The organism is Staphylococcus schleiferi (assembly GCF_025558325.1).
In the GTDB taxonomy this organism is placed as follows: Bacteria; Bacillota; Bacilli; order Staphylococcales; family Staphylococcaceae; genus Staphylococcus; species Staphylococcus schleiferi.
In genome coordinates this window covers 815,886-836,397 of record NZ_CP094712.1, presented here as the reverse complement: position 1 = coordinate 836,397, position 20,512 = coordinate 815,886, and the positions used below count along the sequence as shown (strand labels likewise).

Here is a 20,512-nt window from a genome sequence, read left to right as displayed (position 1 = left end):
ATTTCGACATATTACTACACCAAAGTTTAAATTTACAAAAATTATTTTTTTATATTTTTTAACCGAAGTGCATTAATAACAACAGAAACAGAACTAAATGCCATTGCTGCGCCTGCAACCCACGGCGCTAAGAAGCCTGCAGCTGCAATTGGAATGCCGATTAAGTTATAACAAAATGCAAAAAAGAGGTTTTGTTTAATATTTTTTATTGTAAGGTGACTCAATTTTAATGCTTCTGCAATAGAAGCTAATTTATTTTTAACTAACGCTATATCTGCTGATTCAAGTGCAATATCTGAACCTGAACCCATAGCAACACCGATATCACTTGTCATGAGTGCAGGTGCATCATTAATGCCATCGCCCACCATCATAACACGTTTCCCCTCGCTTTGAAGGTCACGAATGACTTTGGATTTTTCATCGGGTTTGACTTCTGAAATGATACGATCAATGCCAAGCTCATGACCAATAGCACGTGCAGTTTGTTCGCTATCACCACTCAACATAATGAGCTCATGATTTTCACTTAATTGATTTAATACTGTTTGTGCGTCTTCTTTCGGTTCATCTCGCAACGCCATCAACATTGCAAGTTGATTGTCAATTGTCATACCCACAACTGTAGACCCTTGTTGCTCAAGGTCACGCACTTGTGTATATTCAGATTCCATCAACTGAACGTTTTCTGATATAAAACGAACTGAACCAATACGAATGTGTTGATTTTGTATCACACCAGAAATACCATTTCCTGCATGTGTTTGATACTGTTGCACATCCAAAGTTTGTGCATCTTTAAAATGTTGGACTAACGCTTTAGAAAGCGGATGTTCTGATTGTGCTTCCATACTTTTAATGTATGCACCTAATGATTCATCTTCCATATAATCTATCACATGAACGACTTCTGGTTCACCATGTGTTAGCGTTCCGGTTTTATCAAATACAATTGTATCAACATGTTTCGTTTGTTCTAATGATTCCGCTGTTTTAAATAAAATACCCGCTTCTGCTGCTCGACCTGAACCGACCATAATAGAAGTTGGTGTGGCTAAACCTAAAGCACACGGACAAGCAATGACGATTACAGCAATAAAGATTTCAAGAGATTCAGTAAGTTGAAATGGTGTAATCACTAAATACCAAATTAAAAATGTGACGAGCGCAATTGCGATGACTGATGGCACAAAAATATTAGAAATTTTATCCGCTAATCTTTGAATTTGCGGTTTATCATTTTGAGCATCTTCAACAACTTTAATAATTTGATTTAAAATCAAATCTTCACCCACATGTGTCACTTTTAACTTAATGAAGTTCGTTTGGTTGATTGTACTACCAATCACTTGATCCCCTACAGTTTTTTCAACTGGGATACTCTCACCCGTTAACATCGATTCATTAATCGTTGTTTCACCTTCAATAATTTCGCCATCAAGTGGAATCTGTTGTCCTGTTCTCACACGGACAATATCCCCTACTCTAATATCTTCAATAGGTAACATTTCAGTTTCACCATGGCGTTCAACTTCTGCATCTCTAACTTGTAAAGCTGCGAGCTTACTAATCGCATCACTGGCATGTCCTTTTGCTCTTTTTTCAAAATATTTACCTAATAAAATTAATGTAATTAAAATCGCACTTGTTTCAAAATAAAGTGGTGTATGGCTATGTCCATGATGGTGTGGCGTTGTGAACATCAAATAAATACTATAAAAATAAGCTGCTGAAGTTCCCATCGCTACAAGAACATCCATATTTGCACTTTTATTTGTTAATGATTTATAAGCACCTACATAAAATTGCCAACCTAAAACAAATTGAATCGGTGTCGCAAGTATCAATTGAAACCAAGGATTAAGTAATAAATCCGGCACTGGAATAAAGCTTAAAAATGAAAAATGCGCAAACATCGTATAAAGTAACGGTAAAGCCAGAACGAGCGAGACAATAAATTTATATTTCTGACGTTTAAGTTCATCATGTTTACGTTGATCTGCTTCTTTTTTAGTCTCCATTGGAAATGCTTGATAACCAATTTTCGCGACACGTTCATAGATTTCTTCTATTGAAATTTGATTAGGATCAAATGTAACTGTCCCTTTCTCCATAACTAGATTGACGCTTACTTGATCGATACCTTCCTCCCGATCTAGCACACGTTCAATCCTTGAAGAACAAGCCGCACAGGTCATGCCTGAAATTTTAAAAGTTTCTTGTGCCATATTTTCATCTCCTATACCTATACAGGGTATATTCTCCATTTAAAATGAGGGGCCATTTTTCGTTTTTTTATGAAAAATAACCCCCTAAATATTTTCCCTTAACTTTTACGAAACAACGTCATAGCCTTGATCATAAATACGTTGCTTAATATCAGCGAGTGCATCATCTTTTTTGACATCCACTTCTACTTTATTATCAGCTGGAAACGCTTCTACATGGACAACATCTGGATTTTCTTTTACTGCACCTTCAACTGCTGCTTTACAATGGGCACAACTCATCCCTTCAACTTGAATAACATGTTTACTCATTTTCATACACTCCTTTATGTGATTGGATAACAGGAAAACCTGCATCATAAATTTCTTTCTCTAAAGTGTTAAGATTAGCTGGTGTTTGATAAGTTAGTATAATAAGTTGCGCATCAAGATCGATATTAACCGCTTCAACCCCAATCATATCCAGTAATCGTTGTGTCAGTTTCTCTTTTTCCTCAAGCGTTGTTAAGTTAGAAACATGAACATGACCTGTTTCCATATTTTCACCCCATGATCGTTCTTAGTCTTTCATTAATTTTTGAAACGTAACAAGTAACTCTTCCATCGCTTCACTTTGATGACCCGAATCAATTTTATTCATAATACAACTTTTCATATGATGATCAAGGAGCCGTGTGGCAACGCTATTTAAAGCTGAACGCGTTGCTCTAATTTGTGTAAGAACATCATCACAATAGACATCTTCATCAATCATACGATTTATTGCTTTGACCTGGCCTTCGATGCGGTTCAAACGTGATTTTAAGTTACGTTTAATTTCATCTGAATGGTGTGCTTGTTCTGTCATTTCACATCCCTCAAATCTGTTTAACTTCTCTTACATCATGTATGATATACCCTATAGAGGTATATGTCAATATTTCTGTATCGCACATTATATTCTATGTTACAATGATTAAAACTTCATATAAAAGGAGATAGAAGTTATGCCTGAGATTTTCTATACATTCTTTTTTAATGATAATGTGATTATCAATTATCTGTTGGTAGGGGCATTTTTATTAAATTTAACCTTTATCTTTACTATTATCTTTATGGAAAGAAGAAGTGCAGGGTCCATATGGGCATGGATATTTGTACTCGGCTTGTTTCCATTGATAGGATTCGTCATATATTTGTTATTCGGTAGACAAATTCAACGCGAATCTATCTTTAAGTTAGAACAAAGGGATCGAATCGGCCTTGAATACATCGTAAATCAACAATTAAAGGCCATTAAAAATAACAAATTTGAGCCACATAACCCTCATATACAAAATTACAGTCGCATGATACAAATGCTCCTCTATAATAACGCCGCCTTTTATACAAAAAATAATGAAATTGAATTGTTAACAGACGGCCATCAAAAATTCGAACGTTTAAAAGAAGATATACGTCAGGCACAATCTTACATACATATTCAATATTACATCTTCCGACACGACACACTCGGTAAAAGTATTATGGCCTTATTAGAGGAAAAATTAGAACAAGGCGTCGAAGTTAAAATGTTATATGATGACATGGGGTCAAGGGGCCTTACCTTACGGGATTTTAAACGATTTAAAGAAAAAGGTGGCCATGTTGAGTCATTCTTCCCTTCTAAGTTACCTTTAATTAATTTACGTATGAATAATCGCAATCACCGAAAAATTGTAGTCATTGACGGCTTGATTGGTTATTTAGGTGGTTTTAATGTAGGAAACGAATACCTTGGATTATCCAAAAAATTTGGTTATTGGCGTGACACACATCTTCGCATTAAAGGTGAAGCGGTCCATGCCCTGCAATTACGATTTATTTTAGATTGGAACTCTCAAGCAAACCGTGACAATATGGTCTATAACGAAAAATACTTTCCTGCGCATCCTTTACCTAAAAATGGTAATATCGGTATTCAAATCGCCTCGAGTGGGCCCGATGAATTATGGGAACAAGTTAAATATGGTTATCTTAAAATGATATCTATGGCCAAAAAAGATATTTATATTCAAACCCCTTATTTCGTTCCAGATGAAGCTTTTATGGATGCATTGAAAATTGCCGCACTGGGTGGCGTCAATGTCAATATTATGATTCCAAGTAAACCCGATCATCCATTTGTTTACTGGGCAACATTTAAAAATGTGGCAAGCTTGATTGAAGCGGGGGCACGCGTTTACTTGTACGATAATGGCTTTTTACACGCGAAAACACTCACAATTGATGATGAAATTACAAGTGTCGGGACTACAAATATGGATAACCGCAGCTTCACTTTGAATTTCGAAGTCAATGCTTTCGTATATAACGAAAACTTTGCAAAAGAAGTTCGCCAAAGTTTTGAAGATGATCTTAAAGTATGTTCAGAATTAACAAAAGAACGCTACGCTCAAAGAAGCCTATGGATTAAATTTAAAGAGTCTATCAGCCAATTACTTGCCCCTATTCTCTAAAAAGAAAGGAACATCAAACAATGATGGAAGAAACACGCAATGCAACAATAAAATTTATGAAATCAAAACATGCACATGATACCACTGGTCATGACATTGCACACGTATTGCGTGTAAGACAAATGGCTTTAAAATTGGCTGATTATTATCCAGAATCTCAGCACGATATTATAGAAATAGCTGCATTACTTCATGATACAGTGGATGATAAATTGGTAGATCGTGATGCCGCTTATATTGAGCTTAAGCAATTTCTTAACGAACAAAATATCGAATTAGAAAAACAACAAGAAATTTTATATATTATTGATTATATCAGCTTTAGAAAATCTAAACTATCGGGTAGATTAAAAACAATCGAAGCACAAATTGTTCAAGATGCGGATCGTTTAGATGCGATTGGCGCTATAGGTATTGCACGCACATTCCAATATGCCGGACATTTTGGAGAACCGATGTGGACAGGAGAACTTTCTTTAGAACAAATGCGTACTTTAGAAGATATCGATAATTTGCCCCCTTCTGCAGTTAAGCATTTTTATAAAAAATTATTAAAGCTTAAAGATTTAATGAACACGCTTCCTGCCAAGAAGATAGCAGAAGAACGGCATGCTTTTTTAGAATTATATTTACAACATTTCTTTGCTGAATGGCAGATTGAAAAATAATCCTCTCATCATTCAACATATCACCAAGATGTAAAATTACTCATCAACAATAAATCACGGTTGTATATTTTTAACGGTTGGTGAAATATTCACTGACCGTTATTTTAATTTTTGATATTAAAAAAGCACAAATATCTCTATAATTGTAAGTGACCAAACCAACGATTAAGGAGATATTGTGCCTATGTGTAATGATATATCAGAAATGCTTGGAATTAAAGTCAAAAATTTAAAAATCACTCAAAATCTAGGATTAGATGTACATAAAAACGTAAAGGCATTATTATACGAAGGCCAATTGACATATCATCCCAGTGCTTGTGCGTGTTGTGGAATTAAAAATGATGCCCATTTAATTATTAAACATGGCTTTCGTAAAACGAAAGTTTATATGGGATTAATTTTTGAAAGACCTGCCTATTTAAAATTGAAGAAACAGCGCTTTTACTGTAAAGCTTGTCAACAAACCTTTACAGCTCAAACACCCTATATTCAACCCCGATGTACCATCTCAAATGAGGTCAAACGCATGATGACCCGGAAACTATCTAAAGTCATCTCTGAAAAGGATGTCGCTGAAAGTCTATGTGTATCACCTTCAACTGTCCATCGCCATTTAAAAGAGGTAAGTGATTCGGTGAAGACGCAGGCACATCATGTTTTACCGGAGCACTTAGCTTTTGACGAATTCAAATCAACGAAAGATGTCGAAGGTGCGATGAGCTTTATTTACTGTGATAGTGTAACCCATGATATCATCGATATTTTACCTGATCGTCGCAAACATAAATTAGAAGCCTATTTTTTAAAGTTCTCTAGAAAGCAACGTGAAAGAGTGAAAACCATCTCTATAGATATGTTTCCACCTTATATCGCACTCATTCAAGACTTATTTCCTCATGCGGAGATAATTATGGATCGCTTTCATATCGTGCAGGCTATCAATCGTGAAATCAATCGATGCCGAGTTCAAGTTATGAATGGTTTTAGGACAAAAGATAGACCTCAATATAATAAATTAAAGCGTTATTGGAAGTTACTATTAAAAGCGCCCTTAGATTTAGATCGAATGATATATCAGTCATACGGACTTTTTAAGTCTTGGCAGAGTCAATACAGTTTAGTTCAGTATTTATTGGAGCTTGATGAGAGGCTCAAAGAGACATATGAAACGGGGCATCGTCTTTTAAGTGCTCTGAAAGTAAACGATATCCAGCAATTACGCTTCATCTTACAGGATTCAAAAACAAAAGATATTTCACAAGGACTCAAGCGCGTCATTCAAACATTCATCAAATATTTGCCCTATATCTCAAATACGATGCGTTATCCACATTTAACGAATGGGCCAATTGAGGGCATTAATAATAAAATAAAACTGATTAAACGGGTTTCTTATGGTTATAGAAATTTCTGGAATTTTAGGAATCGAATCTTAATCATTTCCAAGGTATTTGTAAGTGAATATAAAAAACGCATTAAACAACAAAATAACGTTGCTTAATGCGTTATCGTCTCGCCAACCGACGTTGACAAAGAACCTAAATCACTTGAATATGAGTGAGTTGCATATATCTTCATTTTAGTTAGAGTGAGACATAGAAATCAAAACGATTTTAGTTTCACTCTTTTTTATATTCTCGAAAAAATATTTAAAAATAGAGACTACTCATCTTTGAGCAATCTCTATTTGAAATGAATATTTTTTTAATGTTGGACAGGCTAAGACTAGATTTTAAAACCAAAGAGAAGTGAAATTTCCAATAAAATGGATAAGAATAGAGACTTCAATTCTTCTCGTCAATAAATATGCAATACCAAATAAAAAGCCTGAGTATAAATAAGGTAAAAACTCGATAATGTTACTGTATTCGTGAACATAAGCAAAAAGAACGCTGCTAATAATTAGCCCGAGTAAGAGGTGCCCTTTGAATAACACTCTCAAAATAAGTCCTCTGAAAACGATCTCTTCTAAAACTGCTGGTAGTACGGCAAAAAATATTGCAAAATTTAATATTGAAATGTTTTGAATACTTTCTTCAATATGCTCTTGGTTTAAAGTGCTGCCTGTCAATAAATTTGCAAATATAATATCTAATACTTTCACAGTAAGCGTAAAAATAATGACAATTGAAATATCACGAGTTGTTAATTTTCTGAAGCTAAATAAATTGATTTTAAAGTATTTTAGTAAGTAAATCATCACAAAGAGTACAAGAAAATATATGACTGCTTTAAAAGAAAGTGTATCTAGTACTGAAGATTCGCCAATGTAAATGACAAATAAAAGTATGAAGATTGCGCTTTTAATCAATCTTTTTATTAACGGATCATTATTGACAAGGTTATCCTCACGAAACATTTGAGCTATAGTTTTCTTCATTTTATCTCCTTAAAATTATATTAATCTATACAATAATAAATTTATTTTAATCAATATACATAAAAACTTCAAAGGTGTCAAGAACCTTTGAAGTTAATATGATGACATTTTAGTGATAACGCTTATTCACTACAATGATTATTTTATTTTAATCTTCTTAACAACAATGCCCCTAGAGCAGTGAATAAAGCAGAGATTAAAAGTGGAGATTTACTTTCACTTTGACCTGTTTTTGGAAGTTCATTCATCTTCTCATGCTTGTTATTTTTTTCTTGGTGATTCTTATTGCTTAATGTATACGTCTCTGATTTAGCGACATTTTCAACTGGTGCGTTCATACGATGGTTTGAAGCTTATACATGCGCAATTGTTTGTTTCTGTACTTCCATTGGCATCTCAGGTGCTAGCTGTTGATTTTCTACATTCATTTCGCTAACAGATACATCTTTTGCATCATTATTTTGATTTTGTACGATTTGATTTGACTGAGTTTTAGGGCTAGACGCCATCATTGATGTTTGAGAAGTCTTATTGTCCATATTGCTTATATGATGTGGCGCATATTGATTGTTAATCATCTCAGGCGCTTGATCTGGTTTTGAAACTTGTTGATTTGATTTTGACGTTTGATCTTGTTGTTCTTCTTTAACCTCTTTATTCGCAATATTCGTATGACTATTTTCTTCTGTTTTATCCGTATTTACGTTTGGCATATCCGAATCTTTTGTTTCTGCTTCTTTTTCCCATGCATCTGCATGCGCATTTTCCTCTGCTTTACCTACTTCAGCATTTGGTGTATCCCAATCTTTTGACTCTGCTTCTTTTTCCCATGCATCTGCATGCGCATTTTCCTCTGCTTTACCTACTTCAGCATTTGGTGTATCCCAATCTTTTGACTCTGCTTCTTTTTCCCAGGCATCCGCATGTGCATCTTCTTCCGCTTTTCCTACTTCAGCATTTGGTGTATCCCAATGTTGTTTGGCAAATTCTTCTTTTGTCATAAATTTAGCTCGGTATACTTTTGACTCAATTTTGTTATCGCGTGATACAGGACTATCCCATCCTACAAAGACACTACCTTCATCGGCAACAGGAACAGGTCCTCCAAAAAATGAATCTTTCCAAGTTTTATTGTTTCTAATTAAATAAACAAGTGCTTTATCCGTTGAAGTGTAATTATATAATGCACCAGGTCCATCTGCGATAAAAGCGATTGCTGTGTAGTGATTTTTATCATAAGGACGTGTTAATGATTTAGGATGTGGGCGTGCTGGATCTTTTTCATCTAAAGGATGGTTGATATCAGTAGGTTTATATTTTCCTATTAATACATCAGTCGTACCAAAAGCAGCTAAATATATATTATCTGATGGATATGTGTTGTCTTTAGGAAGTTCTGAACGCCATTCAATAAATTCATTATATTTGTCATTAGGTTTAGGCGTAGGGACAACCATGCCGTTATCTTTTAATTGTTTCCACGTTTGTCCGTGCTTTACATAATAAATCAGATTATTTGCAGACTTACCGTCATTTTCAAAGTGGCCGCCATTTAATGCCTTAAAGAAAATAGGTGCATAGTCGTCTCTATCTACTTGGCTAAGTTTTGCATTTACTTCATCAGATTCAATATTAGTAAAAGGACCTAACACAGGCGGTGTATTTTTATATTTTTCTAAACCAATATGCGCTCTAAATAAGCGGTCTCTTGTAATTTTTCCATCTTTTGGCAAATCATAAGACCAATATTTTAAATAGTAACCTTCTGGTACATGAACTTGTGGTAATTTGAATTTAACATCTTTCCAATCCGTTTTCTTTAAAACATAATAACCAAATGAAGGCGTATAAGTGCCATTGGGCATGATTAATTGCGCGTGTGAATTAAAATTATCGTATATTTTAAAGCTAATCGCACTAAAGCTGTTAGGATCAACAACATCTTTATTTTGTTTTAACTCTCTATGTGTCGGACTAATGAGGTTGACAGGTCCAATCATTTGAAGCTTCTCTTTTTCAGGATGCCCCTCTTGTTCTTCCTCAATTGGATGAGATTGGTGAATTTCTGCATGATGATGCTCATCATGCGCTGTGTGTGTTAAATTTTCATGATTATGGGTATGTAGGTCTTCTGTGGAAGAAGGCTTTGCATGCTCTGTTTCTGAAGGATGTGTTGAAGTAGTAGGTGCAACTTCAGGTTGAGGTATATGTTCACTCGTACTTCTTGATGGTTGATTGACAGCTTGAATGTCATCATTGTGATTCTGTTGAACGTTATCAACTTTATCTTGCGTGTCTCGATTTTCAGACTGAATGCTTTGGTCTTGCTGTTCTTTATTTTCAAGGTTCTTATTATTCTCTGAAAGTGGCTGAGCACTGTTTTGTTTGACCTCTGTTGGCTGATCATCACTTTGTTGATCTTTCGCATTGTCCGTTGTATCAGCATATGCTACGTGTGATGAAAGCAAGATTCCGCTTGAAACAAGCATTGATGTAACTATTGTTTTTTTCATGACTGTTCTCCTTTAATCGTAATGATTACGATTAATTATAGTCAATTAAATTTTAGTAGTCAATATTGTATTTTTAAAAAGATTGTAATACATATAAATTTGTGAACATTTATTTACAATTTTTTATAATGAGTGATTTTTCTACTATCCATCCTTTTTTCATTCATATAAAAAGGAAGGTAAATAAAAAAGTAGTGACTCGACTTTTAAATCGACTCACTACTTATCTTAGTCATATCTTATTTTTTCTTTTTCTTTACGACTTGAGTATTTTTCCCTGCTTTTGCATTTTTCTCGCGCTCGAATTTCTCAATTAATGGTGCAACTTCTGCTTTTGCTTTACGTCCATAGACAACGTTAGCAACATAAGTTTGAACAACAAGGAACGCAGCTGACACTGACCAATACAAACCTAGTGCAGCAGCTGAACTTAATGAAATCCAAATAATCATAATTGGAGAAATAATCATCATCATGTATCCCATTTGACGTTGCTCAGGTGGCATATTAAAGCTTGAAACATACGCTTGAATAAAGTAGAGCACACCAGCTATAATTGTAATCCAAATATCGGGCTTATCTAAATGGAACCATAAAAAGTCAGAAAACTTTGTAATTCCCCCACCTGATGGGTATTTTAAAACAAAGTATAAAGCCATGACGATAGGCATTTGTATAATGAGAGGTAAACATCCCAACATACTTGCCATAGGATTCATATTATATTTTTTATAAACTTGCATCATTTCTTGATTGGCAGCTAATTTATCTTCTTGAGTACGCGCACGTTTAACCTTTTCTTGTGCTTCTGTAATTTCAGGTTTTGCAATTTTCATTTTTTCACGCATCATATGCATGTTTTTATAGTTGGTCAGCATAAAAGGTAATAAGACGAGACGGACAGCTAATACAAGAATAACAATGGCCAACCCGTAATTATCGCCTAACGAATTCCCCAACCAATGAATGAGATTGTCCATAGGCTGAACAAACGTATTATAAAAGAAACCATTTCGGTTTTCAGGCTTACTGTAATCACATCCAGCTAGAAATAAGACTACACCTAGAAGGGTCGTCAGTAACGCTTTGTTCTTCATTTTTCCACCTCTAAAGTAATATTCACATAAATGATATTTTATCATAGAAATCGTAATGGTGGAAATATATTCAAACGTAAAAATGATTTTATTTGAAATATTGCATATAACGATTCACAGAGTTTTCAATATTTCTACTATGTGTTATCGAGGAAATGGTCGCAATACCATCTGCTCCATTTTTAATAATAGATGACACATTTTCTTCAGTTATGCCACCTATAGCTACAATAGGAATATTCTCATCATATTCTCTCATTCGTCGAATCATTTCGACACCACCAGGTTTTTTGGCATCGCTTTTTGAACTCGTTTCATAAACGGGTCCAACACCAATATAATCTACATGTGTCAAATCTGATTGATCATACTCTTCGAAGTTCCCTACACTTAATCCAATAATTTTGTTTTCTAGCTTAGAATAAAATGAAGCTATTTTTTCATCATCTTGTCCTACATGAACACCATCAGCATCAATTTCTATCGCCAAATTGATATCATCATTGACGATAAAAGGCACTTTATAGGCATGACATAACTTTTGCAATTCCAACGCCTTCTTCTTTTTCTCATTTCCTGTTAAAGAAGATGGCCCCTTTTCGCGGAATTGGAACATTGTAATACCCGCCTCTAACGCTTCTTTAAGAATCGACTCAAGACTGCCCTCTTTCACATCTTGCGTTCCGGCAATGAAATAAATACGTAATTGCTTGCGGTCAAAACCCATTTTAAATCACTTCTCTCTTTTTGATCTCCAATTGGTAAGATTCAGCGGATGTTTGATTCAATGCATCAATAAAAGCGACAAGAAAAGTCCCTGGTAAATCTGCGCCCTCTCGAAGCTCAGCCTGTTCTGCAGCAATATTATAAAAAGATACTGCTTGGGTCAATTGTTCGATTGAAGGTATTTCATCTCCTAATAAAAAGCTCGCAATCACACCTCCAAGCAAACATCCTGCTCCTGTGATTTTAGTAAGGAGTGGCGTACCATTAGATAATGTAACAATACCCTCTTTTTGAATAATAACATCGACCTTGCCAGAAATAACGATAGCGGTTTGATACTTTTTATACGCTTCTTGTGCGATTGTTACAACATCGATATCATCCGCACTATCCGTACCTTTCATCGTTGTTGTCGTATCGACTAAAGTCATTATTTCAGAAGCATTACCTTTAATGACCGATACATCTACTTCCTCTAGGAAACGTTGACAAAAATCTTTTCTAAATTGAGATGCGCCCACTGCAACTGGATCAAACACAACAGGCACGCCTTTTTTATTGGCTGTTTTTGCGATTTTTAGCATGTCTTCACCGCGTTGCTTTGTCAATGTCCCAATATTAATTAATAATGCTTGCGCTACATTAAAAAAATCATCTGCTTCTTCCGGTGCTTCACTCATTGCAGGGCTTGCACCGACACTAATCAAACCGTTAGCCGTAAAGTTTTTAACAACATCATTGGTGTAACAAACAACTAAAGGATGTTGTGCTCTTAACTTTAATAAAAAATTCATATTAATCCCACCCATTGATTTTTTCATATGCAAAATGGTTCACCGGGCCACGCCCTTTTCCTATTTCAGGGGTATGTTGAATTGCTAACGAAATATATTTTTTCGCTTTAGCTACTGCATCGAAAACTGACTTTCCTTTTGCTAATTCTGCTGTAATAACTGCCGAAAAAGTACAACCTGTTCCATGTGTGTGTTGTGTTGGGAAACGTTCACTTTTAAATTCATAATGACCTTCTTTAGTAAATAAATGGTCAATCGCATCGCCTTCTAAATGGCCACCTTTAATAATGACACCTTTTGAGCCAATTTCTTGAATAAAATATTGACCGGCACGAAGAATTTTTTCTTCACTATCAATGGTCATTTCCACGATTTCTTCAGCTTCAGGAAGATTAGGTGTTGCAACATCTGCATAAGGTAATAATGATTCTTTTAAACTCTGACGTACACTTTGGTCCATTAATGAATCTCCACTTTTGGCAACCATTACGGGATCTATGACATAAGGAATATCAATCTTTTTCAAATAGTTTTCGATGACTTCCATCATTTCCGGTGTAGGTATCATACCCGTTTTTAAAGCATGCGGTTTTTCATCATTAAATACACTTTCTAATTGTTCTTCAAGCCATGCAGCATCTAAATTATGAATATGCTGAACACCTAAAGAGTTTTGCGCTACAATACTTGTAATTGCTGCCATGCCATAAACACCACAGGAATGAAAAGATTTCAAATCTGCCATTGCACCTGCGCCACCACTAGGATCCGTACCTGCAATTGTTAAAGCTATTTTTGGTTTTTCCATTTTTTACCCTCCAAATTCCCATTGTTCTAATTGATATGACATATTAAAGAAACGGCGTTCATGAATCGTACTTTGTAGAAAGTTTTGTCGTAAAGTTTTTTGAACTTGAGTAGAACTCGTTTCTGCATAATCATCTAACCATCGTTGAATGTATGACATTAAAGTGTCCATTTCTTGTGCATAAAATGCAAACCATGATTTCAATGGGTTTGAATTTGAAAAATCGTACTGTGCCATTGCACGTTTACCAAGTTGTTGATAAACATATGGGCATGGCGCCATAGCGGCAATCGTATATGCCACATTATCAAATGCAAAAGCATTGTAATACATATGTTTAATGTAATGATCGGCAGAGGGATACCATTCACCCTCAGCGATTATCGATTGATAATCTTCACCTACAAAATCAGCTAAAATATGATGCGGTTCCACTTCTCCTGAGCTTGCAAATTGTATTTGTTCGGTCAAAAATTGTATTTCTTCTTTTGAATTGACTTTAGGTATTAACAACGCGTATATTTTCGCAAACTCATTTAAATAGCGAGCGTCTGCACGTAAATAATGCTTAACTGCTGCTTTAGGAATTTGCCCTGTAAGTAAACCTTGAATAAAATCATCATTATAAATTTGCTCAATAATTGGCTCTGCCTCTTGCATTAACTGTTCAGAAAATGTCATTTTGTATTCTCCTTTGATATGAAAAAAGACCACTAAGAAAAGCAGCCTTGATAACATACCATGGTGAATGATGTTATACCGCTACTTCCCTACGTTGGTATCAACCAAATCAGGTTCGAAGGGTCTGAATTGCCATTCATCTCAGCCATAAGGCGCCCCTAGTAGTCTTATTTATTTATACTTAATGTATCAAAAAGACTGTTTAATTTCAATTAGAGTCGACTTTTATTCTGAATATTCTATTTTAATGATTCGATTTACCAATTATTAGTATGAAACTGTTGTTCCAATATTTAATACCTTTATGTATGTATTCTTTTCATTTATAGAGCGCAGTCGATGTCTGGGCTGCGCTTTCGCTCTTCTAGCTCGCCTCAGCCCTAGTCATCTTTGCCGGGGTGGGACGACGAAATCTATAGATTTCTGTCCCACTCCCATTCAAAAATAATAGTTGGGAATGTTTTTGAAGGTAAATGAATAAGATCAGTTAAATGATTGTGTGAGGTAAATTCGATTATATTTTGTAAGGGGAAATATAATTTGAGAAGGTTGATTTTGAAAGCATAGTGGGTGATAAATCATAGATATTTAAATTTGTGTTTGGCTTGTTAGGTTTTCACATGTTGATTTCATTTGCGAGGGAATAAAGGGATAAAATTGTGTAACGAGAAGTTCCGTAGCATAACGTTTTTCATCATTATGAAAAAAACGTCTTGTTTGAATTTGTCCGCTGATTGCTACAATGATGTCTTCTTTGAAAGCTTCTTTAATTTGAATTGCCACTTCTCCATATGCTTTGCAGTTCAAAAAGTCATACATGGGTCGCTGGTTGCGACTTAAATAGTTACGTGTGACTTTGGCTGTAAAAGTTATCAAGTGACTGTTTTCATTTTCATAATACTGTGGCGGACGATTAATACAACCGATTGCTTGAAATTGGTTAATTGAGCTCACCTCCTATATCCGTAATATAGTCGGTTTATCACAATAAAACAATGTTCAAAAAATTAAAAACAACCATGCAACCTCCTTTAAAAGTTCAAGCAGGTAAAGAATTTTTTTACTTTTTGAGTTATAATAAGCGATGAATCCATTTTTTCGAAAAGTTCTTTAATCTTTTAAGGGGTTGGTTGAATGAAAACATTTAAGGCTGTCCGCTTCCAAATCGTTTCTGAAAACAGTACTGTGACAGAATATGAACTGATTGATGGCGTTATTATTAATAAAGAAAATAGTGGAACAGGTTGGTTGTTGGAAATTGTCATTTCTGATGTGCATCAAGAACAAATGGAACAGTATATGGCAGAAGAAAAGTTATTAGATATTCGTGTCGTCATTACACGCCCTTCTAACGATCCTGCGTTATTTGATGCCACAATTAAACATATTACACCTTTAAAAGAGTCTATCTCTGTCGTATTTGAATGTCACATCTATACATTGCGCCAAGTGTACGCGGAAAGTTTACTTGAGCAATTAGTGAATGAAGGTCTTGAAGGTGATGAGTTAATCACAACATTTAACCGTATGATGCAATCAAAACCACGTTTAAAAGACGAACGGCAATAGTGTGAAATTAATCATTTTTGACAACAACTTTTCGTAAAAATTAAACGTATCAGAAATATTAAATTGAATAAAACATCTCAAATATATTTAAACAAGAGGAATATCGACGTTTCTTCAAATAAAAGTAGATGTCTAGGTTGTACTTGATTCAAGTTGTTCACGACCCAGACATCTACTTTTTTATATTGGACATTCATTATGCCATTATATTTAATTTTTAATTAGGCATTAGGATCTTGCAATGCGAAAGTTAATTCACAACTACATGCAATTTGACCATCAACTGTTGCTTTAGCAGTCCCTTTTCCTATCGGCCCTTTAATTTTTGTGATTTCTACTTCTAAACGTAGTGTATCTCCTGGAACCACTTGCTTTTTAAAACGACATTTATCTATACCAGCAAATAAGGCTAACTTCCCTTTATTCTCCTCACTATTCAGCATAGCGACAGCACCTGTTTGTGCTAAAGCTTCTGTAATCAAGACGCCTGGCATAACTGCATATTCTGGAAAATGGCCTTGGAAAAACGGCTCATTACCTGAAACTTGTTTAATACCCACGCAACGTTGACCCGGCTCATATTCAACAACTTTATCTATCAACAAAAAAGGTTGACGGTGCGGTATAATATTTTTTATTTCATTATAATCAAAGATGGTTTCCATTAATCTTCTCCTCCAATTGTTTCAAATATATGATGCCAAAAACTCAAATCAAACATTTTAATGACGTTGTCATGGTTAATAATAAAGCCTGTCATGATTCCGACAAAAAACAAAATTACTGCGACGATTACAAAAAGAATCAATTTTGCACTGAGTGAATGCGTCAGGACTTGTAACCAGTTATTTCGCTTAGTCATTAACTCTTTCAATTTGAGCACCTAATGATTTAAGCTTTCCATGAAAATTCACATAACCACGATCAAGGTGTTTCAGTTCAGTTACTGTTGTTTCTCCATCTGCCACAAGGCCAGCTAAAATTAAAGCTGCTGCTGCACGTAAATCGGTTGCTTTGACTTGCGCACCTTGCAACTCACTTTTGCCTTCTATTTTTGCGCTACGGCCTTCAACTGATATTTTAGCATTCATACGTTTGAATTCACCTACATGCATAAATCGGTTTTCAAACACCGTTTCCGTGATGACTTTATGGCCTTCAGCTGTTAAAAGCAGTGCCATCATTTGTGACTGCATATCTGTCGGGAAACCTGGGTGAGGAAGCGTTTTAACATCTACTGGCTGTAGTTGTTCCGGAGCAGTTACACGTATACCATCCTCTTGATATTCGAGGTTTACACCCATTTCTTCCAATTTATAGACTAAACTTGTCATGTGCTCTTTAATTGCACCTTTAACCAATACGTCGCCTCTCGTAATGGCAGCAGCAATCATCAGTGTTCCTGCTTCGATACGGTCAGGAATAATTACGTGTTGGACCCCTTTCAATGATTCAACACCGTTAATAATGATGGTATCTGTGCCTGCACCTTTAACGTCGCCACCCATTTCATTAATGTAATTTGCGAGGTCGACAATTTCAGGTTCTCTTGCAACATTTTCAATGACGGTACGTCCTTTTGCCAAGGTTGCTGCCATAATCACATTTTGTGTTGCGCCTACACTTGGAAAATCAAAATGGATCTCATTTCCAACTAAACCTTGAGGTGCTTCAGCATAGATATAACCTGCTTCTTGATATATTTTGGCACCTAATGCTTCAAGACCTTTTAAGTGCTGCTCTATCGGACGGGAACCGATTGCACACCCTCCAGGTAATGCTACTTTTGCACGTCCTAATCTAGCTAATAAAGGTCCCATAACAAGGATGCTAGCTCTCATTTTACTCACATATTCATAAGGGGCTTCTTCATTTAAATCTTTAGAAGCATCGACTGTTACCGATTGCTTTTTTTCATGATATTTCACTTTAGCATTTAAAACGCTAAGCACGTTGTTAATTGTTTCGACATCACTTAAAGCAGGTACGTTAAGTAATTCACTTTTCCCTTTACTTGCTAATAATGAAGCTGTAATAATCGGTAGGACTGCATTTTTTGCCCCCTCTACCGTTACTTCACCTTTAAGCGTTTGACCGCCTTTAACAATAATTCTATCCATCTTCATTAATCCTCCACTAGTTTACAACTCTGTTCTATTTTTTTAATTGGTCACTACTTGAGCAAATACACCGGTTATTAGCTATTTAACTTATTTATTTTATTTTAAACATCATGAGTTGAATTTTTAAAATAAATATCTGATTTGCGTAGAAAAATGTAGTAAATCAATAATAAAATTACTCACGCTTGTGCCTAATAAAATTGCTGCAAAAATCATAATGACTTGTACTTGCATAGGAAATCCTTTTTTAAAAAACTGATCTAGCCTAATTGCATTTAAGCCCCAATAAGCAATACAAATACAGAACACGTGCGTTATAATATGTGCGATAGCAAATTGACCCATATAATCCATATTGTTATTTTGCTCCTTCACAATTTCATTCTCTTCATTAATTCTACATGATTTATAGTACAATTCATACTATTAGCGCCTTTTATAAACACAATTTTTCTATAATAGCATTGAAATGAAATATAATGGGCAATAATAGTTTTAGAGACTTATGATTGCTAGATTGCAGCATTGATACCATTATAAAAAGCTCGATGTGTGGATAGATACACATCGAGCTTTTGATTGTTAGCTCGTCAAAGCCAACTACTTGTATTTAGCAACTTCGATACGGTTATCAGCACGTTGCAATGCACGTTCTGCACGTTTTAAATCCGTATCTGATTGATCTCCTTCAAGATAAAAAGTTGCACGTTGTTTTGCTGATTTTGCACGCTCTAAGTCAATATCTTCTGCTGATTCAGCAGCTTGTGCTAAAATATTTACTTTTTCATGTCTAATCTCAGCAAACCCTTCTGTTACAGCGATATAATCTGCTTTGCCATCTTTAGTCACTTTGATATGACCGATTCTTAATGGTGTAACCGTCGGAATGTGACCGTACATCACACCCATCTCGCCTGCTGTTGTTTGTAAGACAACGATTTCTACGTTCTCTTCTTTATAAACAGAACCATTAGGAGTGACGATATCTAAGGTTAATGTATTCATTATCCAAGCCTCCTAATTTGTATTAAACTTCTACACCCATATCTTTTGTTTTCGCAATCACGTCATCAATGCCACCCACTAAGCGGAATGCATCTTCAGGGATATGGTCATACTTACCATCTAAAATTGCTTTGAAGTCTTGTACAGTTTGTTTAACAGGGACGTAAGATCCTTTTTGACCTGTAAATTGTTCAGCAACATGGAAGTTTTGTGATAAGAAGAATTGGATACGACGCGCACGTTCAACAGTTTTCTTATCTTCATCTGACAATTCATCCATACCTAAAATAGCAATGATATCTTGTAATTCACGGTATTTTTGTAAAGTAGATTGAACTTGTCGTGCAACATCATAGTGTTCTTGTCCAACTACAGTAGGTTCAAGTGCACGTGACGTTGAAGCTAATGGGTCCACAGCTGGGTAGATACCCATTTCACTAAGTTTACGTTCCAAGTTTGTTGTTGCATCTAAGTGCGCGAAAGCTGTTGCTGGCGCTGGGTCAGTATAGTCATCGGCTGGTACGAATACCGCTTGAATTGATGTAACAGACCCTTTGTTTGTAGATGTAATACGCTCTTGTAATTGACCCATTTCAGTCGCTAACGTTGGTTGGTAACCTACTGCTGAAGGCATACGGCCTAATAATGCTGATACTTCTGAACCTGCTTGTGTGAAACGGAAAATATTGTCGATAAACAATAATACGTCTTGTCCTTGTTCATCACGGAAATATTCAGCCATAGTTAAACCGGATAACGCAACACGCATACGTGCACCAGGTGGCTCGTTCATTTGTCCGAATACCATCGCTGTTTTAGCAATAACACCACTATCTTTCATTTCATAGTATAAGTCATTACCTTCACGTGTACGTTCACCTACACCAGCGAATACTGAAATACCACCGTGCTCTTGCGCGATATTGTTAATTAATTCTTGAATTAATACAGTTTTACCTACACCGGCACCACCAAATAATCCAATCTTACCACCTTTAATGTAAGGTGCTAATAAGTCTACAACTTTAATTCCAGTTTCTAAAATTTCTACTTCTGTAGAAAGTTCATCAAATTGAGGTGCTGAACGGTGAATCGGATCACGACGTACTGAAGCGTCAATTTCATTTTCTAAGTCAATATGTTCACCTAAAACATTGAAGACACGTCCAAGTGTAGCATCTCCTACTGGTACACTAATTGGTGCGCCAGTATCTTTTACTTCCGAACCACGTTGAACACCATCTGTAGAGTCCATTGCGATTGTACGTACAACATCGTCACCTAAATGAAGTGCGACCTCTAAAGTTAAACTCTCAGTTTCACCATCTCTTGCCACTTCAATGATAAGTGCGTTGTTAATATTTGGAATTTCATTATGTTCAAAACGCACGTCAATAACTGGCCCCATGACCTGAGTTACACGGCCTAATCCCATGTTTC

23 protein-coding genes and 1 riboswitch are annotated in these 20,512 nt (G+C 35.5%); of the genes, 4 read left to right on the top strand and 19 right to left on the bottom strand.

Annotated elements, in window-relative coordinates; all coding sequences use genetic code 11:
• Positions 1 to 41 precede the first annotated feature (41 nt).
• From MUA40_RS03750 to csoR, 4 genes are all read right to left on the bottom strand, one after another.
• Positions 42 to 2,228, bottom strand: a complete 2,187-nt coding sequence (locus MUA40_RS03750) for a heavy metal translocating P-type ATPase (RefSeq protein ID WP_167733225.1) — start codon at positions 2,226 to 2,228, stop codon at positions 42 to 44.
• 105 nt (positions 2,229 to 2,333) lie between these two features.
• Entirely contained in the window at positions 2,334 to 2,540 is a 207-nt protein-coding gene (locus MUA40_RS03745; protein ID WP_016426476.1) for a cation transporter, read from the bottom strand.
• A complete protein-coding gene (gene csoZ / locus MUA40_RS03740; protein ID WP_016426475.1) occupies positions 2,533 to 2,766 on the bottom strand; it encodes a putative copper chaperone CsoZ in 234 nt (77 codons plus the stop codon). Before csoZ ends, MUA40_RS03745 begins: the two co-directional genes overlap by 8 nt.
• A gap of 21 nt (positions 2,767 to 2,787) precedes the next feature.
• Positions 2,788 to 3,075: a copper-sensing transcriptional repressor CsoR gene (gene csoR / locus MUA40_RS03735; protein ID WP_016426474.1), complete on the bottom strand. Its 288-nt coding sequence runs from the start codon at positions 3,073 to 3,075 to the stop codon at positions 2,788 to 2,790.
• Positions 3,076 to 3,214: 139 nt separating this feature from the next.
• Here csoR and cls point away from each other — a divergent pair, with 139 nt between their 5' ends.
• The 3 genes from cls (at position 3,215) to MUA40_RS03720 (ending at position 6,877) form a co-directional block, all read left to right on the top strand.
• Positions 3,215 to 4,705, top strand: a complete 1,491-nt coding sequence (gene cls, locus MUA40_RS03730) for a cardiolipin synthase (RefSeq protein WP_016426473.1) — start codon at positions 3,215 to 3,217, stop codon at positions 4,703 to 4,705.
• Positions 4,706 to 4,725: 20 nt separating this feature from the next.
• On the top strand, positions 4,726 to 5,373 hold the full coding sequence (locus MUA40_RS03725) for an HD domain-containing protein (protein WP_016426472.1): 648 nt from the start codon (positions 4,726 to 4,728) through the stop codon (positions 5,371 to 5,373).
• A gap of 184 nt (positions 5,374 to 5,557) precedes the next feature.
• Positions 5,558 to 6,877 (top strand): ISL3 family transposase, encoded by a 1,320-nt coding sequence (locus MUA40_RS03720; protein WP_016425360.1) that lies wholly within the window; start codon positions 5,558 to 5,560, stop codon positions 6,875 to 6,877.
• 231 nt (positions 6,878 to 7,108) lie between these two features.
• Here MUA40_RS03720 and MUA40_RS03715 read toward each other — a convergent pair whose 3' ends face one another.
• The 9 genes from MUA40_RS03715 to MUA40_RS03675 form a co-directional block, all read right to left on the bottom strand.
• On the bottom strand, positions 7,109 to 7,756 hold the full coding sequence (locus tag MUA40_RS03715; protein WP_262569911.1) for a CPBP family intramembrane glutamic endopeptidase: 648 nt from the start codon (positions 7,754 to 7,756) through the stop codon (positions 7,109 to 7,111).
• 143 nt (positions 7,757 to 7,899) lie between these two features.
• On the bottom strand, positions 7,900 to 8,094 hold the full coding sequence (locus MUA40_RS03710; protein ID WP_081635206.1) for an LPXTG cell wall anchor domain-containing protein: 195 nt from the start codon (positions 8,092 to 8,094) through the stop codon (positions 7,900 to 7,902).
• A 15-nt stretch (positions 8,095 to 8,109) separates the two neighbouring features.
• Positions 8,110 to 10,269 (bottom strand): hypothetical protein, encoded by a 2,160-nt coding sequence (locus tag MUA40_RS03705; RefSeq protein ID WP_262569909.1) that lies wholly within the window; start codon positions 10,267 to 10,269, stop codon positions 8,110 to 8,112.
• Positions 10,270 to 10,508: 239 nt separating this feature from the next.
• Positions 10,509 to 11,366, bottom strand: a complete 858-nt coding sequence (gene yidC / locus MUA40_RS03700) for a membrane protein insertase YidC (protein WP_262569908.1) — start codon at positions 11,364 to 11,366, stop codon at positions 10,509 to 10,511.
• Between the two features lie 88 nt (positions 11,367 to 11,454).
• Entirely contained in the window at positions 11,455 to 12,093 is a 639-nt protein-coding gene (gene thiE, locus MUA40_RS03695; protein ID WP_016426467.1) for a thiamine phosphate synthase, read from the bottom strand.
• A 1-nt stretch (position 12,094) separates the two neighbouring features.
• Positions 12,095 to 12,886, bottom strand: a complete 792-nt coding sequence (gene thiM, locus MUA40_RS03690; protein WP_016426466.1) for a hydroxyethylthiazole kinase — start codon at positions 12,884 to 12,886, stop codon at positions 12,095 to 12,097.
• A 1-nt stretch (position 12,887) separates the two neighbouring features.
• On the bottom strand, positions 12,888 to 13,694 hold the full coding sequence (gene thiD / locus MUA40_RS03685; RefSeq protein WP_016426465.1) for a bifunctional hydroxymethylpyrimidine kinase/phosphomethylpyrimidine kinase: 807 nt from the start codon (positions 13,692 to 13,694) through the stop codon (positions 12,888 to 12,890).
• Positions 13,695 to 13,697: 3 nt separating this feature from the next.
• Positions 13,698 to 14,375: a thiaminase II gene (gene tenA, locus MUA40_RS03680; RefSeq protein ID WP_016426464.1), complete on the bottom strand. Its 678-nt coding sequence runs from the start codon at positions 14,373 to 14,375 to the stop codon at positions 13,698 to 13,700.
• A gap of 69 nt (positions 14,376 to 14,444) precedes the next feature.
• A riboswitch (TPP riboswitch) is annotated at positions 14,445 to 14,545 on the bottom strand.
• Positions 14,546 to 14,963: 418 nt separating this feature from the next.
• Entirely contained in the window at positions 14,964 to 15,329 is a 366-nt protein-coding gene (locus MUA40_RS03675) for a single-stranded DNA-binding protein (RefSeq protein WP_167732813.1), read from the bottom strand.
• A 180-nt stretch (positions 15,330 to 15,509) separates the two neighbouring features.
• Between MUA40_RS03675 and MUA40_RS03670 the strand changes: the two genes are divergently transcribed.
• The gene (locus MUA40_RS03670) at positions 15,510 to 15,944 is read left to right on the top strand and encodes a YwpF-like family protein (RefSeq protein ID WP_016426462.1); all 435 of its coding nucleotides are present in this window, start codon (positions 15,510 to 15,512) and stop codon (positions 15,942 to 15,944) included.
• A gap of 221 nt (positions 15,945 to 16,165) precedes the next feature.
• On the opposite strand, the gene fabZ is transcribed toward MUA40_RS03670, so the two are convergent.
• From fabZ to atpD, 6 genes are all read right to left on the bottom strand, one after another.
• A complete protein-coding gene (fabZ, locus tag MUA40_RS03665) occupies positions 16,166 to 16,609 on the bottom strand; it encodes a 3-hydroxyacyl-ACP dehydratase FabZ (protein WP_016426460.1) in 444 nt (147 codons plus the stop codon).
• The gene (locus MUA40_RS03660; protein WP_394372129.1) at positions 16,609 to 16,827 is read right to left on the bottom strand and encodes a hypothetical protein; all 219 of its coding nucleotides are present in this window, start codon (positions 16,825 to 16,827) and stop codon (positions 16,609 to 16,611) included. The genes fabZ and MUA40_RS03660 overlap by 1 nt, the downstream gene beginning before the upstream one ends.
• Positions 16,799 to 18,064 carry a UDP-N-acetylglucosamine 1-carboxyvinyltransferase gene (gene murA / locus MUA40_RS03655; RefSeq protein WP_194513615.1) on the bottom strand — a complete coding sequence of 422 codons (1,266 nt, stop codon included), beginning with the start codon at positions 18,062 to 18,064 and terminating at the stop codon, positions 16,799 to 16,801. The genes MUA40_RS03660 and murA overlap by 29 nt, the downstream gene beginning before the upstream one ends.
• Before the next feature lie 126 nt (positions 18,065 to 18,190).
• On the bottom strand, positions 18,191 to 18,421 hold the full coding sequence (locus MUA40_RS03650; RefSeq protein WP_016426457.1) for a DUF1146 family protein: 231 nt from the start codon (positions 18,419 to 18,421) through the stop codon (positions 18,191 to 18,193).
• A 246-nt stretch (positions 18,422 to 18,667) separates the two neighbouring features.
• The gene (locus MUA40_RS03645) at positions 18,668 to 19,072 is read right to left on the bottom strand and encodes a F0F1 ATP synthase subunit epsilon (protein ID WP_016426456.1); all 405 of its coding nucleotides are present in this window, start codon (positions 19,070 to 19,072) and stop codon (positions 18,668 to 18,670) included.
• Positions 19,073 to 19,094: 22 nt separating this feature from the next.
• Positions 19,095 to 20,507 carry a F0F1 ATP synthase subunit beta gene (gene atpD / locus MUA40_RS03640; RefSeq protein WP_016426455.1) on the bottom strand — a complete coding sequence of 471 codons (1,413 nt, stop codon included), beginning with the start codon at positions 20,505 to 20,507 and terminating at the stop codon, positions 19,095 to 19,097.
• Positions 20,508 to 20,512: the final 5 nt, after the last annotated feature.

Coding starts and splice junctions, on each gene's coding strand:
- MUA40_RS03670 (WP_016426462.1), top strand. CDS start 15,510: ATGAAAACATTTAAGGCTGTCCGCTTCCAAATCGTTTCTGAAAACAGT.
- tenA (WP_016426464.1), bottom strand. CDS start 14,375: ATGACATTTTCTGAACAGTTAATGCAAGAGGCAGAGCCAATTATTGAG.
- MUA40_RS03750 (WP_167733225.1), bottom strand. CDS start 2,228: ATGGCACAAGAAACTTTTAAAATTTCAGGCATGACCTGTGCGGCTTGT.
- MUA40_RS03645 (WP_016426456.1), bottom strand. CDS start 19,072: ATGAATACATTAACCTTAGATATCGTCACTCCTAATGGTTCTGTTTAT.
- thiM (WP_016426466.1), bottom strand. CDS start 12,886: ATGAATTTTTTATTAAAGTTAAGAGCACAACATCCTTTAGTTGTTTGT.
- csoZ (WP_016426475.1), bottom strand. CDS start 2,766: ATGGAAACAGGTCATGTTCATGTTTCTAACTTAACAACGCTTGAGGAA.
- MUA40_RS03705 (WP_262569909.1), bottom strand. CDS start 10,269: ATGAAAAAAACAATAGTTACATCAATGCTTGTTTCAAGCGGAATCTTG.
- MUA40_RS03650 (WP_016426457.1), bottom strand. CDS start 18,421: ATGGATTATATGGGTCAATTTGCTATCGCACATATTATAACGCACGTG.
- yidC (WP_262569908.1), bottom strand. CDS start 11,366: ATGAAGAACAAAGCGTTACTGACGACCCTTCTAGGTGTAGTCTTATTT.
- fabZ (WP_016426460.1), bottom strand. CDS start 16,609: ATGGAAACCATCTTTGATTATAATGAAATAAAAAATATTATACCGCAC.
- thiE (WP_016426467.1), bottom strand. CDS start 12,093: ATGGGTTTTGACCGCAAGCAATTACGTATTTATTTCATTGCCGGAACG.
- MUA40_RS03745 (WP_016426476.1), bottom strand. CDS start 2,540: ATGAGTAAACATGTTATTCAAGTTGAAGGGATGAGTTGTGCCCATTGT.
- atpD (WP_016426455.1), bottom strand. CDS start 20,507: ATGGGATTAGGCCGTGTAACTCAGGTCATGGGGCCAGTTATTGACGTG.
- murA (WP_194513615.1), bottom strand. CDS start 18,064: ATGGATAGAATTATTGTTAAAGGCGGTCAAACGCTTAAAGGTGAAGTA.
- MUA40_RS03725 (WP_016426472.1), top strand. CDS start 4,726: ATGATGGAAGAAACACGCAATGCAACAATAAAATTTATGAAATCAAAA.
- MUA40_RS03715 (WP_262569911.1), bottom strand. CDS start 7,756: ATGAAGAAAACTATAGCTCAAATGTTTCGTGAGGATAACCTTGTCAAT.
- MUA40_RS03710 (WP_081635206.1), bottom strand. CDS start 8,094: ATGAACGCACCAGTTGAAAATGTCGCTAAATCAGAGACGTATACATTA.
- thiD (WP_016426465.1), bottom strand. CDS start 13,694: ATGGAAAAACCAAAAATAGCTTTAACAATTGCAGGTACGGATCCTAGT.
- csoR (WP_016426474.1), bottom strand. CDS start 3,075: ATGACAGAACAAGCACACCATTCAGATGAAATTAAACGTAACTTAAAA.
- cls (WP_016426473.1), top strand. CDS start 3,215: ATGCCTGAGATTTTCTATACATTCTTTTTTAATGATAATGTGATTATC.
- MUA40_RS03720 (WP_016425360.1), top strand. CDS start 5,558: ATGTGTAATGATATATCAGAAATGCTTGGAATTAAAGTCAAAAATTTA.